Annotated in this window: 10 protein-coding genes and 1 pseudogene; 8 read left to right on the top strand and 3 right to left on the bottom strand. The window is 64.6% G+C overall.

What is annotated here, in order from left to right; translation table 11 throughout:
- The 3 genes and pseudogenes from ACE3UG_RS21395 to ACE3UG_RS21385 all read right to left on the bottom strand — a co-directional run.
- Positions 1-9,145: hemagglutinin repeat-containing protein (locus tag ACE3UG_RS21395; RefSeq protein ID WP_374627698.1), on the bottom strand; the 9,145-nt coding region annotated here is incomplete at its 3' end.
- Positions 9,146-9,190: 45 nt separating this feature from the next.
- Positions 9,191-9,322 (bottom strand): annotated as a pseudogene (locus ACE3UG_RS21390) (ESPR-type extended signal peptide-containing protein); the annotation flags it as partial.
- A 9-nt stretch (positions 9,323-9,331) separates the two neighbouring features.
- Positions 9,332-11,038, bottom strand: coding sequence for a ShlB/FhaC/HecB family hemolysin secretion/activation protein (locus ACE3UG_RS21385; protein WP_374627694.1), 1,707 nt, complete (start codon positions 11,036-11,038; stop codon positions 9,332-9,334).
- Between the two features lie 23 nt (positions 11,039-11,061).
- Here ACE3UG_RS21385 and ACE3UG_RS21380 point away from each other — a divergent pair, with 23 nt between their 5' ends.
- From ACE3UG_RS21380 to ACE3UG_RS21345, 8 genes are all read left to right on the top strand, one after another.
- Positions 11,062-11,226 carry a hypothetical protein gene (locus ACE3UG_RS21380; protein ID WP_374627692.1) on the top strand — a complete coding sequence of 55 codons (165 nt, stop codon included), beginning with the start codon at positions 11,062-11,064 and terminating at the stop codon, positions 11,224-11,226.
- 523 nt (positions 11,227-11,749) lie between these two features.
- Positions 11,750-14,092 (top strand): bifunctional salicylyl-CoA 5-hydroxylase/oxidoreductase, encoded by a 2,343-nt coding sequence (locus ACE3UG_RS21375; protein ID WP_374627690.1) that lies wholly within the window; start codon positions 11,750-11,752, stop codon positions 14,090-14,092.
- A gap of 9 nt (positions 14,093-14,101) precedes the next feature.
- Entirely contained in the window at positions 14,102-14,914 is an 813-nt protein-coding gene (locus ACE3UG_RS21370) for an SDR family NAD(P)-dependent oxidoreductase (RefSeq protein ID WP_374627688.1), read from the top strand.
- Between the two features lie 35 nt (positions 14,915-14,949).
- On the top strand, positions 14,950-15,813 hold the full coding sequence (locus tag ACE3UG_RS21365; RefSeq protein WP_374627687.1) for an enoyl-CoA hydratase family protein: 864 nt from the start codon (positions 14,950-14,952) through the stop codon (positions 15,811-15,813).
- 13 nt (positions 15,814-15,826) lie between these two features.
- Entirely contained in the window at positions 15,827-17,011 is a 1,185-nt protein-coding gene (locus ACE3UG_RS21360) for an acyl-CoA dehydrogenase family protein (RefSeq protein ID WP_374627685.1), read from the top strand.
- Between the two features lie 59 nt (positions 17,012-17,070).
- Positions 17,071-18,714, top strand: coding sequence for an AMP-binding protein (locus ACE3UG_RS21355; protein ID WP_374627683.1), 1,644 nt, complete (start codon positions 17,071-17,073; stop codon positions 18,712-18,714).
- Between the two features lie 83 nt (positions 18,715-18,797).
- A complete protein-coding gene (locus ACE3UG_RS21350; RefSeq protein ID WP_374627681.1) occupies positions 18,798-19,274 on the top strand; it encodes an acyl-CoA thioesterase in 477 nt (158 codons plus the stop codon).
- Between the two features lie 2 nt (positions 19,275-19,276).
- Positions 19,277-19,684, top strand: coding sequence for a RidA family protein (locus ACE3UG_RS21345; protein WP_374627696.1), 408 nt, complete (start codon positions 19,277-19,279; stop codon positions 19,682-19,684).
- Positions 19,685-20,278: the final 594 nt, after the last annotated feature.

Raw genomic sequence — 20,278 nt, 5'->3', positions numbered from 1 at the left:
TCTGCATGATCTCGAAGCTGGTTTCGATCTGCTCCTTGTCGAACTTGTTGGCGAGTGCGCCGCTGCCGTCTTTATCGGAGGACACGTCGCGGTTGACGGCGGCTACGGTTTCCTTCGCCGTCTTGCCGGTTCGTTCAAGTTGGCTCGCCTCGTTGGTAATCTCAATAACCCCCGCACTGATACCGCTTCGCGTTATGCTCGATGCGCTATCCCCGGCCGCGACCACCACCGGCGGGGTCACGCTCACCGCTCCCGTCTTCGGCAGTTCGCTACCCGGTGTCGCGTTTGCGCCGGTCTGCGCATCTCCCTTCTGATCCGTGCCGACTTTGGCGTTCTCTCCGAAGCCCGTGCTGATGCCACCACCCAAGCTGACACCAAAGGCGTCGTACTCTGCGTGGTTTTCAACGTCGCGCGTCGTCAACGAACCGGTTTTCAGACGGTTCCTATTCTCGTCAACGGCCTTATCGGTCGAGGCGATGATGGCGCCCGTCAGATCGGTGTTGCCCTTGACGGTGACGTCGAAACCGCCATCGCCAGCCTTGATTCCCGACTGTTCGGTGACGCTCGCGAAGTCGCTGTTGACCTGCTGATGGCTGACGTTGATGCTGCCGGACGCCCCACCGACACCTACCGTGGCGCTTCCGTTGATCGATTGATCCTTGGACGCGTAGACGCTCGTATCCTGCAGGCTTTCGATGTTCAAATCGCCGCCCACGTTGGCGATGACGCGCTCGCCGACGACCGTTCCGCCCCGGATATTCGTGTCGCCACCGGAAGTGATCTCCGCAACGCGGCCTGCCACGATATGGCTCGACTGGTGCGTCGCGTCCTTCCCGTCCGCCTTGCCACGCGACACGCTCGCAGTGCCCGTCACCCCCATCTTCGGCGGGCCATTGACGCCCAGGGAAATACCCAGTCCGATGCCACCCGACACGCCACTGGAACTGCGGTGATGCTCAGAGGTATCGGTCGCCGCGAGGATGTCGAGCGTGCCGTCGGAGGTGAGCTTGACGTCCTGCCCCGCTTCGATCTGGCTGCCGCGAATGAGGAGCGACGATTGATCTCCATCGCCGGTGGCCGCAACGGTGACGTTGCCGCCCGCGCGCACGCTGGAGCCATTGGCCGTCGTACTGTCGTTGGTCTCACGAGTTTCCTGCTTCGATCCGCCGACGGTGACCGAGATATTGACGTTGGCCGCGTCCTTGAGATTCTTGACGGTATCGGCGGCATTCTTCACCGCGAGTCCACCCGCTGCGACCCCGAGCGCCTTCATGCGCGAATCTTTCACCTTTCCGACCGCCTTGCCCATCTGCCCGACGGTCTCGGCAGCCGCCAACACCGGGTTGGAGACCGCAACCGTCAATCCCGCCTGCTTGACCTCCCGCTCATGCTCGCGGTGCTCGGACGCTTGACTCTCCACGATCGCCACGCGCTTGCCCGCGATGTCGACGTCACCGTCACGCGCAACGACTGTGCTGCCTTGCTGTAGGTAGTCGTTGCCTGCTTGAATGGTGATATCGCCCGTTACCGAGCCGACGACGCTGCCCGTCTGATCCACTTGATCGCGCCGCTGCTTTTCTTTCTCGGAGCGGCTGCCGATCGTGAAGCTCAAACCGCTGCCGAACACGCCGCTCGTCGTCTTCTCCGAAACATCCAGTGAGTTGCTGCGGTCCTCGGCCGACGTGATTGTTACGTTCCGTCGTGCTGCGATCGTCATATCGTCGTCCGCCACCACCTGCGATCCGGAAATCGTGACGTCGCGGCCCGACGCGACCGTGACGGTGTCACCCGATAGCGTGCTGCCCGTCGTGCGCGTACCGTGCGCGTCCCGGTACTGCGTCTCGGTGGTGGAGGAGAGCAGCCCCCCCTGGGTGGTGCGTGTTTGGCGTGTGTCGTCGTACTGCGCCGAGACGCCGCCGATGGTCACATCGCCAGTGGCCACGATCTTGAGGTCGGCCTTGCCCGCCTCGGCCGACGCCGTCGAAGCGTCGGTCGGTACGTCGTCTGCAGCGCCGGCATTCAGATACGCGCCCAGAATCTTCACGTCGCCGGTCGTCGTGCCACCGTCCGTCACGTACGCGCTGACACCGCGCTCGCCCAGTATTTGCGCAACCGCTTCGGCCTGTCCGGCGGCAATGCCGATCCCGCCGTCGGCATGGATTCGGCTGCCTCGTACGGTTTCCTCGTACGATTCCACCGACGTGGCATAGCCGTCGCTGTCGACGCGACCCGAGTCCGTGATGTGGTCGGTGACCGCGCCAATCTCCACATTTCGGGCCGCCGCAACCACGACACGCTTGCCCGCCTCGATGCCGGTGCCCGACGTGGAGACGTCGCGCCCGGCAACGAAGGTTGCATTGCCGCCGGTATTGACGGTGGACGTGACGTGCTCGGTGACCTGCGTGTGATTGCGGTTCTCGCTCGGCCCACCGCCAAAGTCACGGCTCAAGGCCGCTGCACCCAGCGAGATATCGCGCCCCGCGGAAAGCTCGGCATTGCCGCCAGCGTCGATGGCCGCGCCAGTGACGGAGAGATCTCGGCCGGCCGTAATCACCACGGCGTCCTGTGCGCCAATGCGGCCGATGGATTCAACCGTCGTGGTCGTGCCGGACTGTGTCCCACGGACCCAGTCGGCGCCATGGATCTGGCTGGCAACGACGACGTCGCGTCCCGCTGCCACGTGAACACGCTTGCCCGCGATCTCGCCGCCGATGTTCCGCACGTCGCGCGATGCGACCACGTCCACTGTGCCAGCACTGCCCGTGCTGCCAATGCCGCCGATCACCCCGCTGTTGTCGACATCGCGTGCCTGAACGCGGGTGCTCGCGTCGCCCACGATCTGACCGCTGTTGCTGACTTGACGCGCAGCGTCAACGATGACGTCCCGCCCCGCGACGAGCGCGCCCCCCGCTTGCATTGCGACACGTTTGCCATGGGCGAGGTAGACCGTCGGCACCAGTACCGTTGTGGTCGTCCCGTCGGGCAGCGCGACGGTCTGGCGCACCAGCCAGACAATGTCGTCGGTGAGTGCCCGCATCTGGTCGGGGGTCAGTCGAATGCCGACGCGAAGTTCAAGATCGCGGCCCGCGCGCGCGCCTTGCGTCAGCAGCGAACGAAACGCCGCGTCGCCGGCCGCCGCCACGTTGGCGTCTCGGTTGCCCAGGGCGGCCCGCCCCGTCAGCTCAAGCATCTGCTCGCGCACCAGCTTCGCCTCGTAGAAGCCATCCCCGATACGTCGCTCGATGCCGGCCGGGTCGACACCGAGCAACTCGAGCAGATAGTTGCTGGAGACGAACGCGCCGTAATCGGTGAACCGGGAATCGGTTTCGACGAGGTACGGCTGGTCGGGCGAGGTGATGACCTTGAACAGCGCGCTGCGCGGGAGTTTGATGCCGGGAATGCCACCCGAGGCGGCATCCAGTGTCTGAATGACGCCCGATACGTCAGACGTGGCCACCCCCGTGCTCGGCGCATCGATGGACGCCTGCGCGCCGGTCGTGACCGTCGCGCGGTTCGTGCCGACCGCCACGCGCTGCGACACGCCGACGTCGCTATCCGTTTGCCTGCCGCCGATGACCGTGCCGTCGACGGTGGCGGTCTCGATCGTGATGTCGCGACCGCGAAGGCTGGTCGTCTGATTCGAGGTAATCAGGCTCGGGAGACCGCCGACGATCGAGCGGCGTTCAGCGAACGGGAGATCGACCGTTGTGAACCAGCGCTTGCTATTGCCACTCTTCTCGTGCCAATACAGGTCGGACGATTGCTCGATGGTCTCGACCCGTTCGAGGCCGATGCTGCGGCTGGTGATCTGACCGTCGTTGCCACGCACCTTCAGGTCTGCGCCTGCACTGATCGTCGACGCGTGATTCAACGCCGTGCCGTTGTCGACGTTCAGACGGATCGTGCCTTGCGATGTGATGACCCCAGGCGCGGCGACGTCGCCCAGCACGTCGGTCCTGCTGCGAGCCGTGATTCTGCGGCGGTATTCGTTGGTGTCCCGCCCGTCCTCGATGCCATGTCCACGGCGAAAGATTCGCACGCCTTCGTCGATGTCGCCGGTAACGGTGTGACGGGTTTGATCGACCACCGTTGGCCTGATGTTCACCTCGGGGTCGTAGTCCGGCCAGAACTGAATGACCCAATTCCCCTGCCCGTCGTCCGCGATCGATTCGAAATGCTGAACGGCGCGCTGGGTGATGTTGCGCTTGTCGAAATCTGTCGAGAAGGCGCTCGACTTGTACAACTCGATAATGGGGTGCTCCAGCGAGAACGTCTTCTTGCCCGTGTCGAGCGCCGTCAGGCCGTGCTTGGGAATCGTAACGCTGATCGGGCTGCTGACCGCGTGGAGCTTCTCCGCCGAAAGCGCGGCGCGCGCTTCGCGACCCCAGCGCCACTGCGTAAAGCCCTGGTTGCGCGGGTTCGGAACCAGGCGAGATTTCCGCACGTCCTCGCCACTCCCGTCGGTCTCGCGATAGAACTCCGTGATCAGCGCCGGTTCGCCGTTGACGCTCAGACTATGGCTCGTATGTACGGTCGGCAATTCTTCGCAGGCCGATGCCTTGCCTGCCGCGCATCGTGCCCGGCTGTCCGCTTCGTTCGGCAGGCTGACGTAGCCGGCGATCCAGATGTCGCGCACCGTCTGTGTCTCGCCCACATCGACGCCTCGTTCGAGATTGACGTAGCTGCGGTCGTTCACGAATTCACGCGTTGCGATGTCGACGTCGCCACCCGCTTCCAGGATGGCCGAGCGGTTGACGAATCGACCTGTTTGCTGAGTCAGATAGCCCTGCGCATCGCGCGCGTCGCCTGCGGCAACACGAAGATTGCCCAGGCTGTAGAGCGTCGCGCCCCGCTCGTTGAGCACATCGCCGGTAGCGAAGACATCGAGTTGCTGCGTTGCCGCCAGCACGGCGCGATCTCCGGTATTCCTGACGCTCGCGCCGTCGAATCGAATGCGACCGCCAATGACGGCGCCGGTGTTGAGCAGCTGAGCGCCACGTAACCGAATCTCGTCGCCATCGATGCGCGCGTCGTTGGTGATGTCGCCCGTCACGTCGAGCACGACCGTACCGCCTCGCAAACGGCCCCGTCCCGTGTTGACGACCCCGGCGGCATTCACGGTGAGCTGCTTGATGGCGCCAAGCGCGCCGTGAACGCGCAACAAGCCGCCGACATCGAGATGGAGATTGCCGTTCGCTTGCCAAGCGTGGTCGACGCCGTAGGTGAAATCGCCCGGCAGCGAGACGTTCAGATCGTGACCCGCCCGCAACCGGGCGCTGCCGCGCAGCCGGCCGGCACGCACGTCCAGCGTTTGATTGACGGCGATTTCGCCCGCGCGGTGATTCAGTTCGTCAACGGCCACGAACGCGTCGCGCCGGGCCTGAACGCTGCCGGTGTTCTCGAACGCCAGCGTTCGCCGGTTGTCACGCCACTTCACGCCGAAGTCGGCACCCGCATACAGCGTTCCAGCGTTGCCGAGCGTGTCTCGGACCGTCAGCGAGAGATTCGCGCCGGCCGTGATCTGCGCATTCGGGCCGTTCATCAATGCAAAGGTCGTGATGGAAACGCGGCCGTTGCCGCCGATCAGTCCGACGGGGAGATTCGACGCCGAGCGGCGGGTCAGCGCGTTCGTGATCGATGTCGATGTGATGCTCAGGTCGCCGCGCGTGCCGTTGACGATGCGACCGTCGGTGTTGTCGAGCACGACGGTGGAGACGGTGAGGGCGTCCTGGCCGCCTGCTGTCGGGCTGCCTGAGGTTTCAATGCTTCCGTGGGTGTTGTCGAGCTTCCGGCCGGTCGCGACGTGCAGCGCCTTGCCCGCGTGTACGACACCCTCCGAATTGATGAAGTCGCGCGCGGCGTCGACACTCAATGGCCCCTCGGCGCGCAGGCGTGCACGGCGGTTGTTGATGTCCTGGGTCGACGTGAGCGTGAGCGATGTTCCGGCTTCGATCGACGCGCCGTCCAGGTTGTCGATGCCCTCCGCCGAGATGTCGACGGCGCCGTTGCCGGCGATACTGCCGCCTCGACCCGGCGTGCTCGCGTCGGTGGACCGATTGAGTAGCCGTTCACGCATGGCAATGTCGATCGCGCCGGTACCGGCATTCGCAATGCGGCCCCAGGTGTTGTTCAGTTGCCGCCCGTACAGGCGCATGTCCCCGCTGGCCGAACTGACCTCGAACGTCCCCGCCGTGTTGTCGATATTGTGGGCGACGGCGAAGCGCAGGGCGTCGTGAGCGCGCGCATAACCGTCGCGGTTGAAGAAGCTGCCACCGATATCGGCGTCTAGTCGCCCGCCCGCCGTGAGATAGCCCGCGCGGTTGAGGATGTCCGACGTGACGACGAGCGAAAGCGATTTCCCGGCCTGCACCCGACCGGCCGTATTGTCCAGATGCCCCGCCGTGACGGAGACATCCCCATTGGCCGCAATTCGTCCGCCATCGGTGTTCGCCAGGGTGTCTTTGACGGCGACGGTCGTGGTTGCATGACCGCTGTTGAGCAGCGCCCCCCGTGCGTTGTCGAGTTCGCGCGCATCGACCCGCAGCGCTTCGCTGGCTTCGACGGAACCGGAACGATTGTCCATTGCATCGCCGACGTACAGCGTGACGGACTGGCCCGCCATCAGCCCCGAAACGTTGCTTAGACGCTCGTCGACTTTCGACGTCACGGTCCGCAATGCGGTGACGCGGCCGCGATCGTTCACCAGCGATTTGAGACGCAATGACAAGTCGCCATTGGTGCCGATGCGTCCATCGCGATTGTCGAGTGATGGTCCCGTGATGGAGAGCGCGCCTTGCCCTGCATGCGCGACGGTGCCCTCGGTGTTGTCGAAGGCGAGCGCGTCGATGGCTGCGTCGCGGGCGGCCAAATGGATCGCGCCCGCGCGATTGTTCAGTCGCGCCGCGATGCGCAGTGTTGCCATGTCATCGTCATGGCTGCCCGTCTGGCGAATGGCCCCGAACTGATTGCCAAGTTGCCGGGCGTTCACGGTGAACGACGCCGATTGCATTTGCCCACGCGTGTTGTCGATTGTGTCAGCGCGTACCGTGAGCGTTTGGCCTGCGCTCGACATGCCGCCGGTGTTGTCGAACAGGCCACGCGTGGCGAGGGTGACGTGATGCTGCGCGACGATGCGCCCGCCCACGTTCAAAAGCTGGCTTGCGGCGTTTGCGAGAAGCGAACCCTGTGCCGCCCATATCCCGCTGTTGGAGAGCAATGCGCCCGAGAGCGCAACGTCGCCGCGCCCGGCAATCTCGCCCTGGGTCTGTCCAAGGCGTCCGTTTTCCAAGCTTGTCTCGGCATGCACGCGCAATTCCGCGTCGCCGAGCGCCAGCAGCCGTCCACCGAGGTTCTTGATGCCGTCTGCCCGTAGCGAAAACAGTCCGCCCGATTGCATGAGCCCTGCGGCGTTCGTCAACTGACCGCGCAGTCCTGCAATCAAGGAAAGCTTGGCAGAGGCGGTGCCATGATCGTTCGACCAGTCGCTTGCGTCGACGCGCAGGGCACCGTTGGTGGCGAGCGTGCCCTGGGCATTCTCGAGCGTCCCGGTGACGATGCGGAAGTGGCCCGTGCCAGCGTGCTCGATCTTGCCGGCGGTATTGTCGAGTTGTCCGGAAGTCAGCGAAAGGTCGCTGCCGTTGACACGAATCTGACCTTCGCGATTGCTTAACAGACCGGACAGCGCGATCCGGAGCGGGGTTGAACCCCACTGTGAGATGGACCCACCCCGGTTGCTCATCCCGAAGGCCTGCACGAAGAGCCCCGACGTTCTGAGCGTAGCCCCGTCGTGGATCACGTCGCGAGCGGCTTCGATGTGCGTCGTGCCACCGGCGGAGGTCGTCGCGCGCGTCAGGGTGACTGCGCCGTTGCGCGCCCGCAAGTTAAGTCCTCGCAGGACGGTCGACGTCGATCCTGTGAAATCGATGGCATCGGCAATGACGTCGATGTCGCCGGTGGCGGAATGGGTGCCGCTCGCTTGCGTGAGGCCCGCCGTTGAAAGCGAGATGTTCCCCGTCGCACCGGGTGTCCCGTCGGCGTTGGCGCCTGCGGCCATTGCGCCGGACGATACCGTTGCCGCCGCGTTGACCGCCAGGTGCCGACCCGCCGAGGCGGTACCGGTATGACGCCACACGCCACCGGCATTGAGCGTCACGTCACGGGCGCTGCGCAGGCTTCCGGAACTGATGAGATCCCGCTGGGTTTCCAGCGTCAGCATGCCGTCGGCGACCGCTTCGCCGTGTATCGACAGGTCGCCGGCGGCCTTCGCGCGGATGTCCGCTTGCGCGTGAAGCTTGCCGCCAATCAGAAGTTGCCCGGCACTGTTCAGGGTCAGGCCCCCTCGATTGGCCGTGATGTGCCCGTCCAGATTCACGCCCACGCCGGCTTCGGTGCCGATCAGCCGGATCTTTCCGGCATACATGCCGCCCAGACGCGAGACGTCGAGCGCAAAGGGAGGCGCTCCGCTGGCGCGGTTGGCGCTGCGATTGATGCCGAACGTCGCGGCGTCGATGTCGTTCAGACCCGCGACGACATCCAACTGCGGCGCGTGGACGGCGGCGTTGACCTCAACGGCGCGCGCCAGTAATGCGGCGTGCGCGAGATTGCTGGCGTTCAGGCCGCTGCCGGTGATCTGAATGCGCCCGGTGGTGACGCGAAACGCTTCGAGTGAGCCGCTGCCGCCGAAGATCGGCAAGCCGGTCGTGAGCACGCCGCGCGCGGTGTTGATGAAGCCGCAGCCGTCACACGTGAGCCCATTGGGGTTGCTGACGATGACTTCGGCCCGATGCCCGGCGACTTCGAGATAGCCGGCCAGGCTCGACGGCAACGTGCCTGTTACCTGATTGACGATGATGCGCGCCGGGCCGCCGGCGAGGTTGGGGTTGCCGGGGACGAGTCCGCCGAGCTGCGTTTGAACGATGGTGCGCGAGTTGTTGAGTATCGCCCCCTGCGTCGGAACATCGAACTGCTGGTACTGGTTCTGAGAGACTCCAGCAGCGCTCGGCGCCGTGATGTTCACGAGCGGCAGGCCGTTTGGCGTCACGCTCACGCCGGGGGCATGGGGGCCGGGCGCCGCAACGATTTGCGATGCGGCGGGACGGGGGAAAGCGAGGGGGAAGGCGAGGGCGATCAGCGCAGGCAACACCATGCGGGGCAACGCTCGCAGCCCATTGGGTTGGGCCGCCGCCGCGTGTGCGCTACGCGTCGAGCGACGACGTGCGCTGCGCCCGCATCCGGGCGTCCTGCCGCGACGAACGTTCTCTCCGACCGCGACCCATTGGCGTCGGACATGGCTGAAGATCAGACGAAAGCAACGTGTGTTCATGGGCGGGACTCAGTAGCGAAGGGCGACGGAAATGCCTGCAACGGCGGCATTGACCGGAAACCGGGCGGGGTGGAGAAGGGGTTTTGCGAGAAACACGTCGTAGCTGGCGTTGCCCCAGGGGCCGCCATACGTGCCGATTTGTCCGCGCAGGCCGACGACTGCACCGGCGAGTTCGGTGCCGCCGAGGTGGCGGGCGCTCGGTCCGAATACGCGGCCGTAGTCCACGCCCACGTAAAGCGCGTGCGCGCTCGCTCCGAACGGAACATGCAACTCGTTGCGAAGGAAAAAGCCGCGCTCGGCGCTCAGGGTCTGATCGCCGGTAAAGCCACGCACGCTGTACCGTCCGCCGATGGCCATCTGGTCGACGGCCCATAGCGCGTTGGCCGTGGTCTGCCCGTGGAACGTTCCGGCGTAACGGACAGGCAGGGCCGCCACCCGGAACGGGACGGACCACTGCATGTCCAGCGTGAAAAGCCGGTAGCGATACGTTTGGTGAGTTGGTTGACGTGTGACGGGGTCGCGCAGGTCGTCCTGTGCGCCGAACCACGGCATGCCCTGCCGGTAGTTCAGGGCAAGGTCCGCTTGCGCCGTGCCGAAGTACTGCCGGTGCGTGACACCGACCTGGGCATAGGTGTTGTTCCGGTATTGCTGAGAGATCTCGAAGTCTTCGATGAAGCTCTTGCCGAAGCGGCGTCCAAGCCGCGCTTCGAGCGCCGTCTTGCCACGGCTGTCCCGATGCACGACGCGCTCCAGCCGCAGCTCGGCGGTCTGATTGCGGCCGCTCGATACGAATGACTCGTTCGCGCCCGCGATCCGTTGGAAGTAGGCGCGCGTGCTACCGAAGATCGAGACGGTGTTGTAACCCCACGGCACCGAGTAGCTGACGCTGGCGCCTTTGGTGCCGAAGCGGTCGTCGCCCGTCGACAGATCGTGCTGGACGGCGACATCCAGAAGATCGTTCCATCCGAGCGGGTTATCGAGGCCAATGGCCAATTGACCTTGCAGGCGCCCGGTGTCGCGCGTGCCGCCGTTGTCGACGGAGGCGAGCAGACGCCACGGCCGCTGCCGTTGCACATCGATCACCACCTCACTCGAACCGGGCGTGCTGCCGGGCTCGATGCGAATATCGGCATCCTGGCTCGGCATGCGTTTGAGTTGCTCGAGCCCCTGTTCAAGCGCATTGAGCGAGAGGGTGTCGCCTGCGCGAAGCGGCAATGCCGAGCGCCAACTGCCGCGCAGGGACGGATCGGAGAATCGGATCGCCGAAACGTTGCCGGGAATGAGTTGCAGCGTCAGACGACCGTCGGCCAAATCTTGCTCGGGAACGATCACGCGGGTGGTGACCCAGCCTGCGGCCAAAATGGCCTCGGTGGCCACGTCGGCGATGGTGGCTACGCCGTTCGTCCCGGCGCACTGCCCGATAAACGGGGTGAGTGCGGATTCGACAAATGCAAATCGCGCCGGGAGCGGGGCGTCGCCCAATCCCGTGACGGTGATACTGCGCAGCGATACGCAAGGCGACTCGGGCGTGAGCTGCCCGATGTCGGTCTGTCCCGGCGGACTGCCGGCGAGGGCGGGCAGGCGAACGTCGGGTGCGTCGGCGCGTTGCTCCCGTTCCTCGGCTTCCCTGCGCTGCCGCTCGAGTCGTTCATCCTGTACGCCTTGCCGTACCGCTTCGCCGTACGCGGACGAGGGGCCGTGTTGCGCGGTGGCCACCGACCATTGGAGCGAGAGTGCGCATGCCAGCAAGCTTGCGCGCAGGACCGCCGGCGCGTGAGGTGCGCGAGGTGCATGAGGCGCATGAGGTGCATGAGACGCATGAGACGCATGAGACGCATGAGGCGCATGAGGCGCATGAGGCGCGTGAGGCGCGTGAGGTGCAAATCCGGCGATGCGACGCGTAATGAATGCGACGCGGATGGGACGGTCTTGATGTGCCACGAATTGCGTTGCCCTTTTTTGTAGTCGAAACGGTGCATCGCGCGATTGCGCACGCGCCGCACGCCGCGAAAGCGGTGACCGGCGCGCACGCAGACGCGTGTGCGGAAAAGGGCGCAACAGTGAGCACGGTGGACATGCAACAGCAGGGGGGGCTTACACCCTGGCGTCAGGCCAGAGGTTGGATGGAACCGTAGGTGACACGACGGCGAGAATTCTGTCAGACAGGAACGCCAACTTATTCAGGTTTTGGACGCATCGGCCGAAATTCGGAATCTTCCGATCGGGGTCTCGGACGATACCTCGGACGATGCCTCGGACGGTATCTCGGACGGTATCCACCCTAGGGGCTTACCCGACCCTTCGAGCGCCACGGGGTCGCCGAACTTGCCGCAGGGAATTTTTTTCGCTAGTATTTTAGGTATAAACTATTTACGATTTAACAAAGATCGGCAAACGCAGCGCGATCTGTGAATCCGGAGGCTGGAGATGAATATCGTCTGTATTGGTGGCGGTCCTGCGGGCCTGTATTTCGGGTTGTTGATGAAGCTGCGCGAACCGTCGCACCGCGTGGTGGTGGTGGAGCGCAACAGGCCCTACGACACGTTCGGGTGGGGGGTGGTGTTCTCCGACGCCACGATGGACAACCTGCAGGAAGCCGATCCCGAGAGCGCTGCGCAGATCAACGAAGCCTTCAATCGCTGGGACGATATCGACATCCACTTCGAAGGCCGCACGATCACCTCTGGCGGTCACGGCTTCATTGGCATCGGCCGCAAGAAGCTGCTCAATATTCTGCAGGCGCGCTGCGAGGCGCTCGGCGTCGAATTGGTCTTCGAGGCCGACGTGACTGACGATCAGGAGATCGCCCGCCGCTATCAGGCCGACCTGGTGATCGCCTCGGATGGGCTCAACAGCCGTATCCGCACCCGTTACGCCGACACATACCGCCCGGACATCGACACGCGGCAGAATCGTTTCGTCTGGCTCGGCACGCACCAGCGCTTCGATGCCTTCACGTTCGCCTTCGAGAAAACGGAGCACGGCTGGTTTCAGGCGCACGCGTATCAGTTCGATGCCGACACGTCGACGTTCATCGTCGAGACCCCCGAGGAGGTCTGGCGTGCGCATGGCATCGACCAGATGAGCCAGGAGGAGGGCGTGAAATTCTGCGAGAAGCTCTTCGCCAAGTATCTCGGCGGCCACGAACTCATGAGCAACGCCAAGCATCTGCGCGGTTCGGCCATCTGGATCCGCTTCCCGCGCGTGATCTGCGAGCACTGGGTTCACTGGAGCGAGATCGACGGTAAGCGCGTGCCGGTCGTACTCATGGGCGACGCCGCGCACACCGCGCACTTCTCGATCGGCTCCGGCACCAAGCTCGCGCTGGAAGATGCGATCGCACTCGCCGACGGCCTCGGCACCCAGGGTGTCGACGTGCTGCCGGGTGTGCTGGCCGATTACGAAGCCGCACGCAGCGTCGAAGTGCTCAAGATTCAGAACGCCGCGCGTAACTCGACCGAGTGGTTTGAAACGGTCGAGCGTTACGCGCGCTTCGCCCCGGAGCAATTCGCCTACTCGTTGCTGACGCGCTCGCAACGTATCTCGCACGAGAATCTTCGGGTGCGCGATGCGGCTTACGTCGAAGGTTTCGAGGACTGGCTGGCGGCGCGTGCCGGCGTTACGCGCGCCGACGCTCAGCAGGCGATTCCGCCGATGTTTACGCCGTTCCGCGCTCGCGAACTCACGCTCAAGAACCGTATCGTGATGTCGCCGATGGCCATGTACTCGGCGCTCGACGGCGTACCCGGCGACTTCCATCTGGTGCATCTCGGCAGCCGGGCGCTGGGCGGCGCAGGCATGATCGTCGCGGAGATGACCTGTGTGTCGCCCGACGCACGCATCACGCCGGGCTGCCCGGGCCTGTGGAACGACACGCAGCGCGACGCGTGGAAGCGTATCGTCGACTTCGTGCATGCGGGCAGCGATGCCAAGATCGCCATGCAGATCGGCCATGCCGGTCGCAAGGGGTCGACGCGGCGGGCGTGGGAGGGCATCGATCAGCCGCTCGAAGATGGCAACTGGCCGCTGATCTCCGCCTCGCCGCTGCCTTACATGGCGGGCGTGTCGCAGACGCCGCGCGAGATGGATCGCGACGATATGGATCGCGTCAGGGACGACTTCGTGCAAGCCGCGCGCCGTGCTGCCGAGGCGGGGTTCGACTGGCTCGAACTGCACTGCGCCCACGGCTATCTGCTATCGAGCTTCATCTCGCCGCTCACGAACCAGCGCAGCGACGGGTACGGCGGCACGCTGGAGAACCGCTTGCGCTATCCGCTGGAGGTCTTCCGCGCGGTGCGCGACGTTTGGCCGGCGGCCAAGCCGATGTCGGTGCGTATTTCGGCGCACGATTGGGTCGAGGGGGGAATCACGCCGGACGATGCGGTCGTCATTGCCCGCGCGTTCAAGGACGCCGGGGCGGATCTCATCGACTGCTCGTCGGGTCAGGTCAGCAAGGCGGAAAAGCCGGTGTACGGCCGTATGTTCCAGACGCCGTTTGCCGACCGGGTGCGCAACGACGCGGGCATTCCGACGATTGCCGTCGGCGCGATCTTCGAGGCGGATCACGTGAACAGCATTATCGCGTCGGGCCGTGCCGATCTGTGCGCGCTGGCGCGACCGCATCTGGCCGATCCGTTCTGGACGCTGCATGAAGCTGCCAAGATCGGCTACAAGGATCTGCCGTGGCCGGCGCAGTACTATGCGGGCAAACGGCAGTACGAGACCAATCTGGAGCGTGCTGCCGCCTACGCTCAACAGATCGGTAAATAAGGACAGTTCATGACGTCGACGACAAACTCGGCAGGTGCGTCCCCGGCATCGTTGCGGGGCGTGCACGCGCTCGTGACGGGCGGTGCGCGCGGCATTGGCGAGGCCGTGGCCCGGTCGCTGCTGGCGCAGGGCGCACGGGTGACGCTGCTCGGACGCAGCGAAGCCGCGCTCGCGAGCGGCGCACAGACATTGGCCGCGCATGGCGAGGTGGCTTGGGTGAGTGCGGACATCTCGGACGCTGCGGCGGTCGCCGCGGCGTTTGCGCGGGCGACGCAGCGCTTCGGCCCGGTGCAAGTGCTTGTGAACAACGCGGGGCAGGCAGTGAGCGCGCCGTTCGGCAAGACGGACAGTGCGCTTTGGCAGCGGATGATCGACGTCAACCTGACGGGAACGTTTCACTGCGTGTCGGCTGCGCTGCCCGACATGCTGACGGCGGGATGGGGCCGCATCGTGAACGTGGCCAGCACGGCTGGGTTGATCGGTTACCCGTATGTCACGGCGTATTGCGCGGCCAAGCATGGCGTCGTCGGGCTCACGCGCGCGTTGGCGCTCGAAGTGGCGAAGAAAGGGGTGACGGTCAACGCCGTCTGCCCGGGCTATACGGAGACGGACATCGTGCGCGACGCGGTGGCGAACATCGTCGCCAAGACCGGACGCAGCGAAGATGACGCGCGCGCCGAGCTGGCCAAGCGCAACCCGCAGGGCCGTCTCGTGCAGCCGCAAGAGGTTGCCGATGCTGTGCTGTGGCTCTGCCAGCCCGGCGCTAGCGCGGTGACCGGACAGTCGATAGCGGTGGCGGGCGGCGAAGTGAGCGTCGGCTAGGCGCGTATGCACAACCTATTAATGGAGATCGGCCAATGAGTGACGTGAAACTGACGATGGCGCATCACAAGCGTGCGTTCGCGAGCTATGAAGCCCGGCATTTTCTGTGGTCGGTGTCGAACGACGCGCAGGGGCGTCCGAGCATCGGCACGATCACGCTGAATCGTCCCGACAAGAAGAATCCGCTGACGTTCGATTCGTATGCGGAGTTGCGCGATCTGTTCCGCGCGCTGGTCTACGCCACGGATATCAAGACGGTCGTCGTGACGGGTGCGGGCGGCAACTTCTGTTCGGGCGGCGACGTTCACGAGATTATCGGCCCGCTCACGCAAATGAGCATGCCGGAGTTGCTCGACTTCACGCGCATGACGGGCGATCTGGTCAAGGCGATGCGAGGCTGTCCGCAGCCAATCGTGAGCGCTATCGACGGCATTTGTGCCGGTGCGGGGGCGATGATGGCGCTCGCGTCCGATATGCGTCTGGGCACGCCGCAAGCGAAGACGGCGTTCCTGTTCGTGCGGGTTGGGCTGGCCGGTGCCGACATGGGCGCGTGCACGTTGTTGCCGCGCATGATCGGGCAGGGTCGCGCGTCGGAACTGCTTTACACCGGTCGCGTGATGACGGCCGACGAAGGGCTGCAATGGGGCTTTTTCAATGCGTTGCATGACGGCGGCACGCTGCTCTCGGCGGCGCACGCGTTGGCCGATCAAATGGCGTGCGGCCCGACGTTCGCGCACGGCGTGACGAAGAAGCTGCTGCATCAGGAGTGGAACATGGGCGTGGACGAGGCGATTGAGGCGGAAGCCGAGGCGCAGGCCATCTGTATGCAGACAAAGGATTTCCGCCGTGCTTACGACGCCTTCGTCGCAAAGCAAAAGCCGGTTTTCAAGGGCGACTGACGCGAGCGAGACGATGAGCGATATCACTCCCCACAATGCGCGCAACGGCGACTTTCTGGCGTGGCCGTTCTTCGACGAGGCGCATCGCCGTCTGGGTACGGCGCTCGACGCGTGGTGCACGCGCGAGTTGAAGGTCGATCACCGAGCGGATACGGACGCGACGTGTGTGTCGCTGGTGCGGCAGTTGGGCCGCGCGGGCTGGCTGAAGTATTGCGTGAGCGCGAGTCATGGCGGCGCGCTGGACCGACTGGATTCGCGGGCGCTGTGCGTGTTGCGCGAGACGCTTGCGCGTCACGACGGCCTCGCGGACTTCGCTTTCGCGATGCAGGGTCTGGGCAGTGGTGCGATTACGCTTGCGGGCAGCGAAGCGCTCAAGCAGCGCTATCTGCCGCGTGTGGCGTCGGGCGAGGCGATTGCGGCGTTTGCGCTGTCGGAGCCGAACGCGGGGTCGGACGTTGCCGCGATGGCTTGCGCGGCGACGCCGGATGGGACGGACTACGTTCTCGATGGCGAGAAGACCTGGATTTCGAACGGCGGCATTGCGGATTTCTATTGTGTTTTCGTGCGCACGGGCGAAGCGCCGGGTGCGCGCGGTATCAGTGCGTTCGTGGTGGATGCGGATACGCCGGGGCTGACGATTGCCGAGCGCATCGACGTGAGCGCGCCGCATCCGCTCGCCCGTCTCAGGTTCGAGAATTGCCGTGTGCCGGCGTCGCAGCGTCTTGGCGAAGCGGGGCAGGGCTTCAAGGTGGCGATGATGACGCTGGACATCTTCCGGGCGTCGGTCGCGGCGGCGGCGCTGGGCTTCGCCCGCCGTGCGCTTGACGAAGGGCTGGCGCGCGCGAAGTCGCGCGAGATGTTCGGGCAGACGCTGGCGGACTTCCAGATGACGCAGGCGGCGCTGGGCGATATGGCAACGTCGGTGGACGCCGCCGCGTTGCTCACGTATCGCGCCGCATGGCAGCGCGATGTGCTGGGGCAGCGCACGACGCGCGAAGCGGCGATGGCGAAGATGTTTGCGACGGAATCGGCGCAGCAGGTCATCGACCGTGCCTTGCAGATGTTTGGCGGCGCGGGCGTGGTGTCGGGCGCGATCGTGGAGCGGCTGTATCGCGAGATTCGTTCGCTGCGAATTTACGAAGGGGCAACGGAAGTACAGAAACTGATCATCGCGCGCGAACTGCTCAAGGACGGCTGAGCGCCGACTGTGGCGGCGCGAAGGCGTCATGCTTGATTACCGGGGGCAAGGAGAAGCACATGGAACGATCTGGACATCTGGACACTTTTGCGCGCGACAATTTGCCGCCTGCCGATCAGTGGCCTGAGTTTCTGCTGGACAATCCGGACGTGGCGTATCCGGCGCGTGTCAATTGCGCCGCCGAGTTGCTGGATCAAGCGATCGCGCAGGGGCGCGGCGATGCACCTGCGATTTTTTCGGTGGAGCAGGGGCAGCCGACGATCACGACGTATCTTGGCTTGCGTGAGATGGTGGATCGCATCGCGCATGTGCTTCGGCGCGATATGGCGCTGGTGCCGGGCAACCGCGTGTTGCTGCGGGGTCCGAATAATCTGTTCATGGCGGCGGCTTGGCTGGCGGTGATCAAGGCGGGGCTGATTGGCGTGCCGACGATGCCGTTGCTGCGCGCGAAGGAACTCAAGCAGATCGTCGACAAGGCGGAGATCGGTGCGGCGCTGTGTGATGGTCGTCTGAAGGATGAGCTGGAGTTCAACCGTCAGGCGGGTCATGAGCATTTCTGTCCGGCGTTGTCGCAGGTGGTGTATTTCCACGACGTGGGTGAGGACTCGCTGGAGGCTCGCATGGCGCGCCAGCCGGCGAGTTTCGAGGCCTGCGACACGGCGGTGGACGACGTGTGCCTGATTGCCTTCACGAGCGGTACGACGGGGCAGCCAAAGGGCACGATGCATTTTCATCGCGACGTGCTGGCGATGTGCGATCTGTTTCCTCGCCATGTGCTCAAGCCGGGGCCGGACGATATTTTTTGCGGCACGCCCCCGTTGGCGTTCACTTTCGGCACGGGCGGTTTGTTGACGTTCCCGTTGCGTGTCGGCGCGGCGACGGTGCTGCTCGAGAAGCTCACCCCGGACAGTCTGTTGCAGGCAATCGAGACGTATCGCGCGACGATCTGTTTCACGGCGCCGACGTTCTATCGTCAGATGGCGGCGCTGGTGGGCAAGTACGATCTGTCGAGCCTGAAGAAGACGGTGTCGGCCGGCGAGGCGTTGCCGGATGCAACGCGCCAGCTCTGGAAGCAGGCTTCGGGCATCGAGATGATCGATGGCATTGGCGGTACGGAGATGATTCACATCTTCATCTCGGCGGCGAACGGCGACGTGGTGCCGGGTGCGATCGGCAAGCCGGTGCCGGGCTATATCGCAATGATTGTGGACGAGAACATGCAGCCGCTGCCGCCCGGTAAGGTGGGCAAGCTGGCGGTGAAGGGGCCGACGGGGTGTCGTTATCTCGCGGATTCGCGCCAGACGAATTATGTGAAGCATGGCTGGAATCTGCCCGGCGATACGTTCCGGTGCGACGAAGCGGGCAATTACTACTATCAGGCTCGCTCGGACGACATGATTGTCTCGGCAGGGTATAACATCGCGGGTCCCGAGGTGGAGTCGGCGCTGTTGCAACATCCCGCTGTGGCGGAATGCGGGGTGGTGGGAGCGAGCGACGAGGCACGCGGGCAGATCGTGAAGGCTTATGTGGTGCTCAAGGCCGGTGAGCCGCACGACGACGCGATGGTGAAGGCGCTTCAAGAGTATGTGAAGGCTAACATCGCGCCGTACAAGTACCCGCGAGCGATTGAGTTCGTGGACGCGCTCCCCCGCACGGAAACAGGGAAGCTGCAGCGCTTCAAACTGCGGCAAATGACGCAGTGAAGTGAACGCGCGGCGCCGACGCTGGCGCCCGCTCATAACGAGACACTGTGACGCGCGTAAGCACGTGCGCTCAGGGAGAGAAAATGACTACGTCGGAAGCTGAAGTGGCCACGCACGCGTTCGTGAAGCCGCTGCTGGTGCGCTTCAAACATTGCGATCCAGCAGGCATTGTGTTTTATCCGCGCTATTTCGAAATGATCAACGATCTCGTCGAGGACTGGTGCGCCGAGGGCCTCGGGCTGTCTTTCGGCGAGATGCATTTGCACAACGCGATGGGCGTGCCGACAGCGAACATTGAGTGTCGCTTCAGCGCCCCCAGTTTTTTGGGCGAGTCGCTACTGCGCTCTCTCGAGGTTTCGCGCCTCGGTCGTTCGTCGATGACGCTACGCATCCGGTTCGCCGGTGCCAACGACGAAACGCGTCTGCAAGCCACGCTGGTGCTGGTCTGGGTCGCGAAAGGCGAGGGCGCAAGACCCGCCCCGATCGCCATCCCCACCGCCCAGCGCGAGGCAATTGTGCGCTTCGCCGCACCCGATTCTGTGATTGAAGGAGTGTCCTGATGCTGCAAGTTCTGCAACCACCCGAATGGGCGAAACCGCGCGGCTATGCCAACGGCATGGCGTTCGAGATGACGGCAGGCAGCCGCATCGTGTTTGTCGGCGGTCAAATCGGCTGGAACGGACAGCAACAGTTCGAGACGCATGATTTCGCACTCCAAGTACGCCAGACACTTCAGAACATCGTCGCAATTCTCGCCGAAGGCAACGCGAAACCCGAACACATCGTCCGCATGACCTGGTACGTGAAGAACAAACGCGAGTACGTGGAAAACTATCCCGCAATCGGTGAACACTACCGCGCCATCATCGGACGCCACTTTCCCGCCATGACGGCCGTGGAAGTCGCCGACCTGGTGGAAGACGACGCGAAAGTCGAGATCGAAGTGACCGCCGTCGTACCCGCAGCTTAAGCCACCTGCACACCTCGGCTCAGTCCGACGCCGGCTTGCATTCCTCCCCCTCGCAAGCCGGCTTTTCTCGCAAGTAGATCGGGCCGCTTCTGTCTCGATTCCTCTCTTCGCTCCAACACCTTCAACACCCCCAACACCTCCCCCCAGACGGACCGGAGCCCCTTTCCGCCGCTCAGACATAAACCCAACTCGCTGCAAAAAGGGGCCCCGGTCCATCCCCCTCAACGCCCCCAGTCCCCCACACCAACAACAACACCGCCCACCTCCCCACTCCCCAGTTCCCAGTTCCCGCGCTCTCCCTCCAGCCCCCTCCCGCCCCCATCGCCCACACAACGCCACACCCACCCCCGCATCCGCATCCGCATCCGCATCCGCCACGCTACAACTGGATTTGCCCCTGCACCACCGGACCCCGCCTCACACCAAGGTTGATGAATCAGTCCTGCACCGGCACTCGCGTGGCGAGCGGTACTTCAGCGCGCTGTGGGGGTGTCTCTCCTTGCAAACGCGGATTGGCCCCTTGAATCACCGGACACGATCGCCCATTCACGCCCTCAATTCCTCTTCACTTCCCCCGCCTCTTTTCGATCTCCC

The organism is Pandoraea sp. (genome assembly GCF_041919235.1).
Classification (GTDB): Bacteria; Pseudomonadota; Gammaproteobacteria; order Burkholderiales; family Burkholderiaceae; genus Pandoraea.
Note: the sequence above shows the minus strand (reverse complement) of the source record. Positions and strands in the feature narration are given on the sequence as shown.

Coding starts and splice junctions, on each gene's coding strand:
- ACE3UG_RS21380 (WP_374627692.1), top strand. CDS start 11,062: ATGCCAGCAAGCTTGCGCGCAGGACCGCCGGCGCGTGAGGTGCGCGAG.
- ACE3UG_RS21375 (WP_374627690.1), top strand. CDS start 11,750: ATGAATATCGTCTGTATTGGTGGCGGTCCTGCGGGCCTGTATTTCGGG.
- ACE3UG_RS21370 (WP_374627688.1), top strand. CDS start 14,102: ATGACGTCGACGACAAACTCGGCAGGTGCGTCCCCGGCATCGTTGCGG.
- ACE3UG_RS21365 (WP_374627687.1), top strand. CDS start 14,950: ATGAGTGACGTGAAACTGACGATGGCGCATCACAAGCGTGCGTTCGCG.
- ACE3UG_RS21360 (WP_374627685.1), top strand. CDS start 15,827: ATGAGCGATATCACTCCCCACAATGCGCGCAACGGCGACTTTCTGGCG.
- ACE3UG_RS21355 (WP_374627683.1), top strand. CDS start 17,071: ATGGAACGATCTGGACATCTGGACACTTTTGCGCGCGACAATTTGCCG.
- ACE3UG_RS21350 (WP_374627681.1), top strand. CDS start 18,798: ATGACTACGTCGGAAGCTGAAGTGGCCACGCACGCGTTCGTGAAGCCG.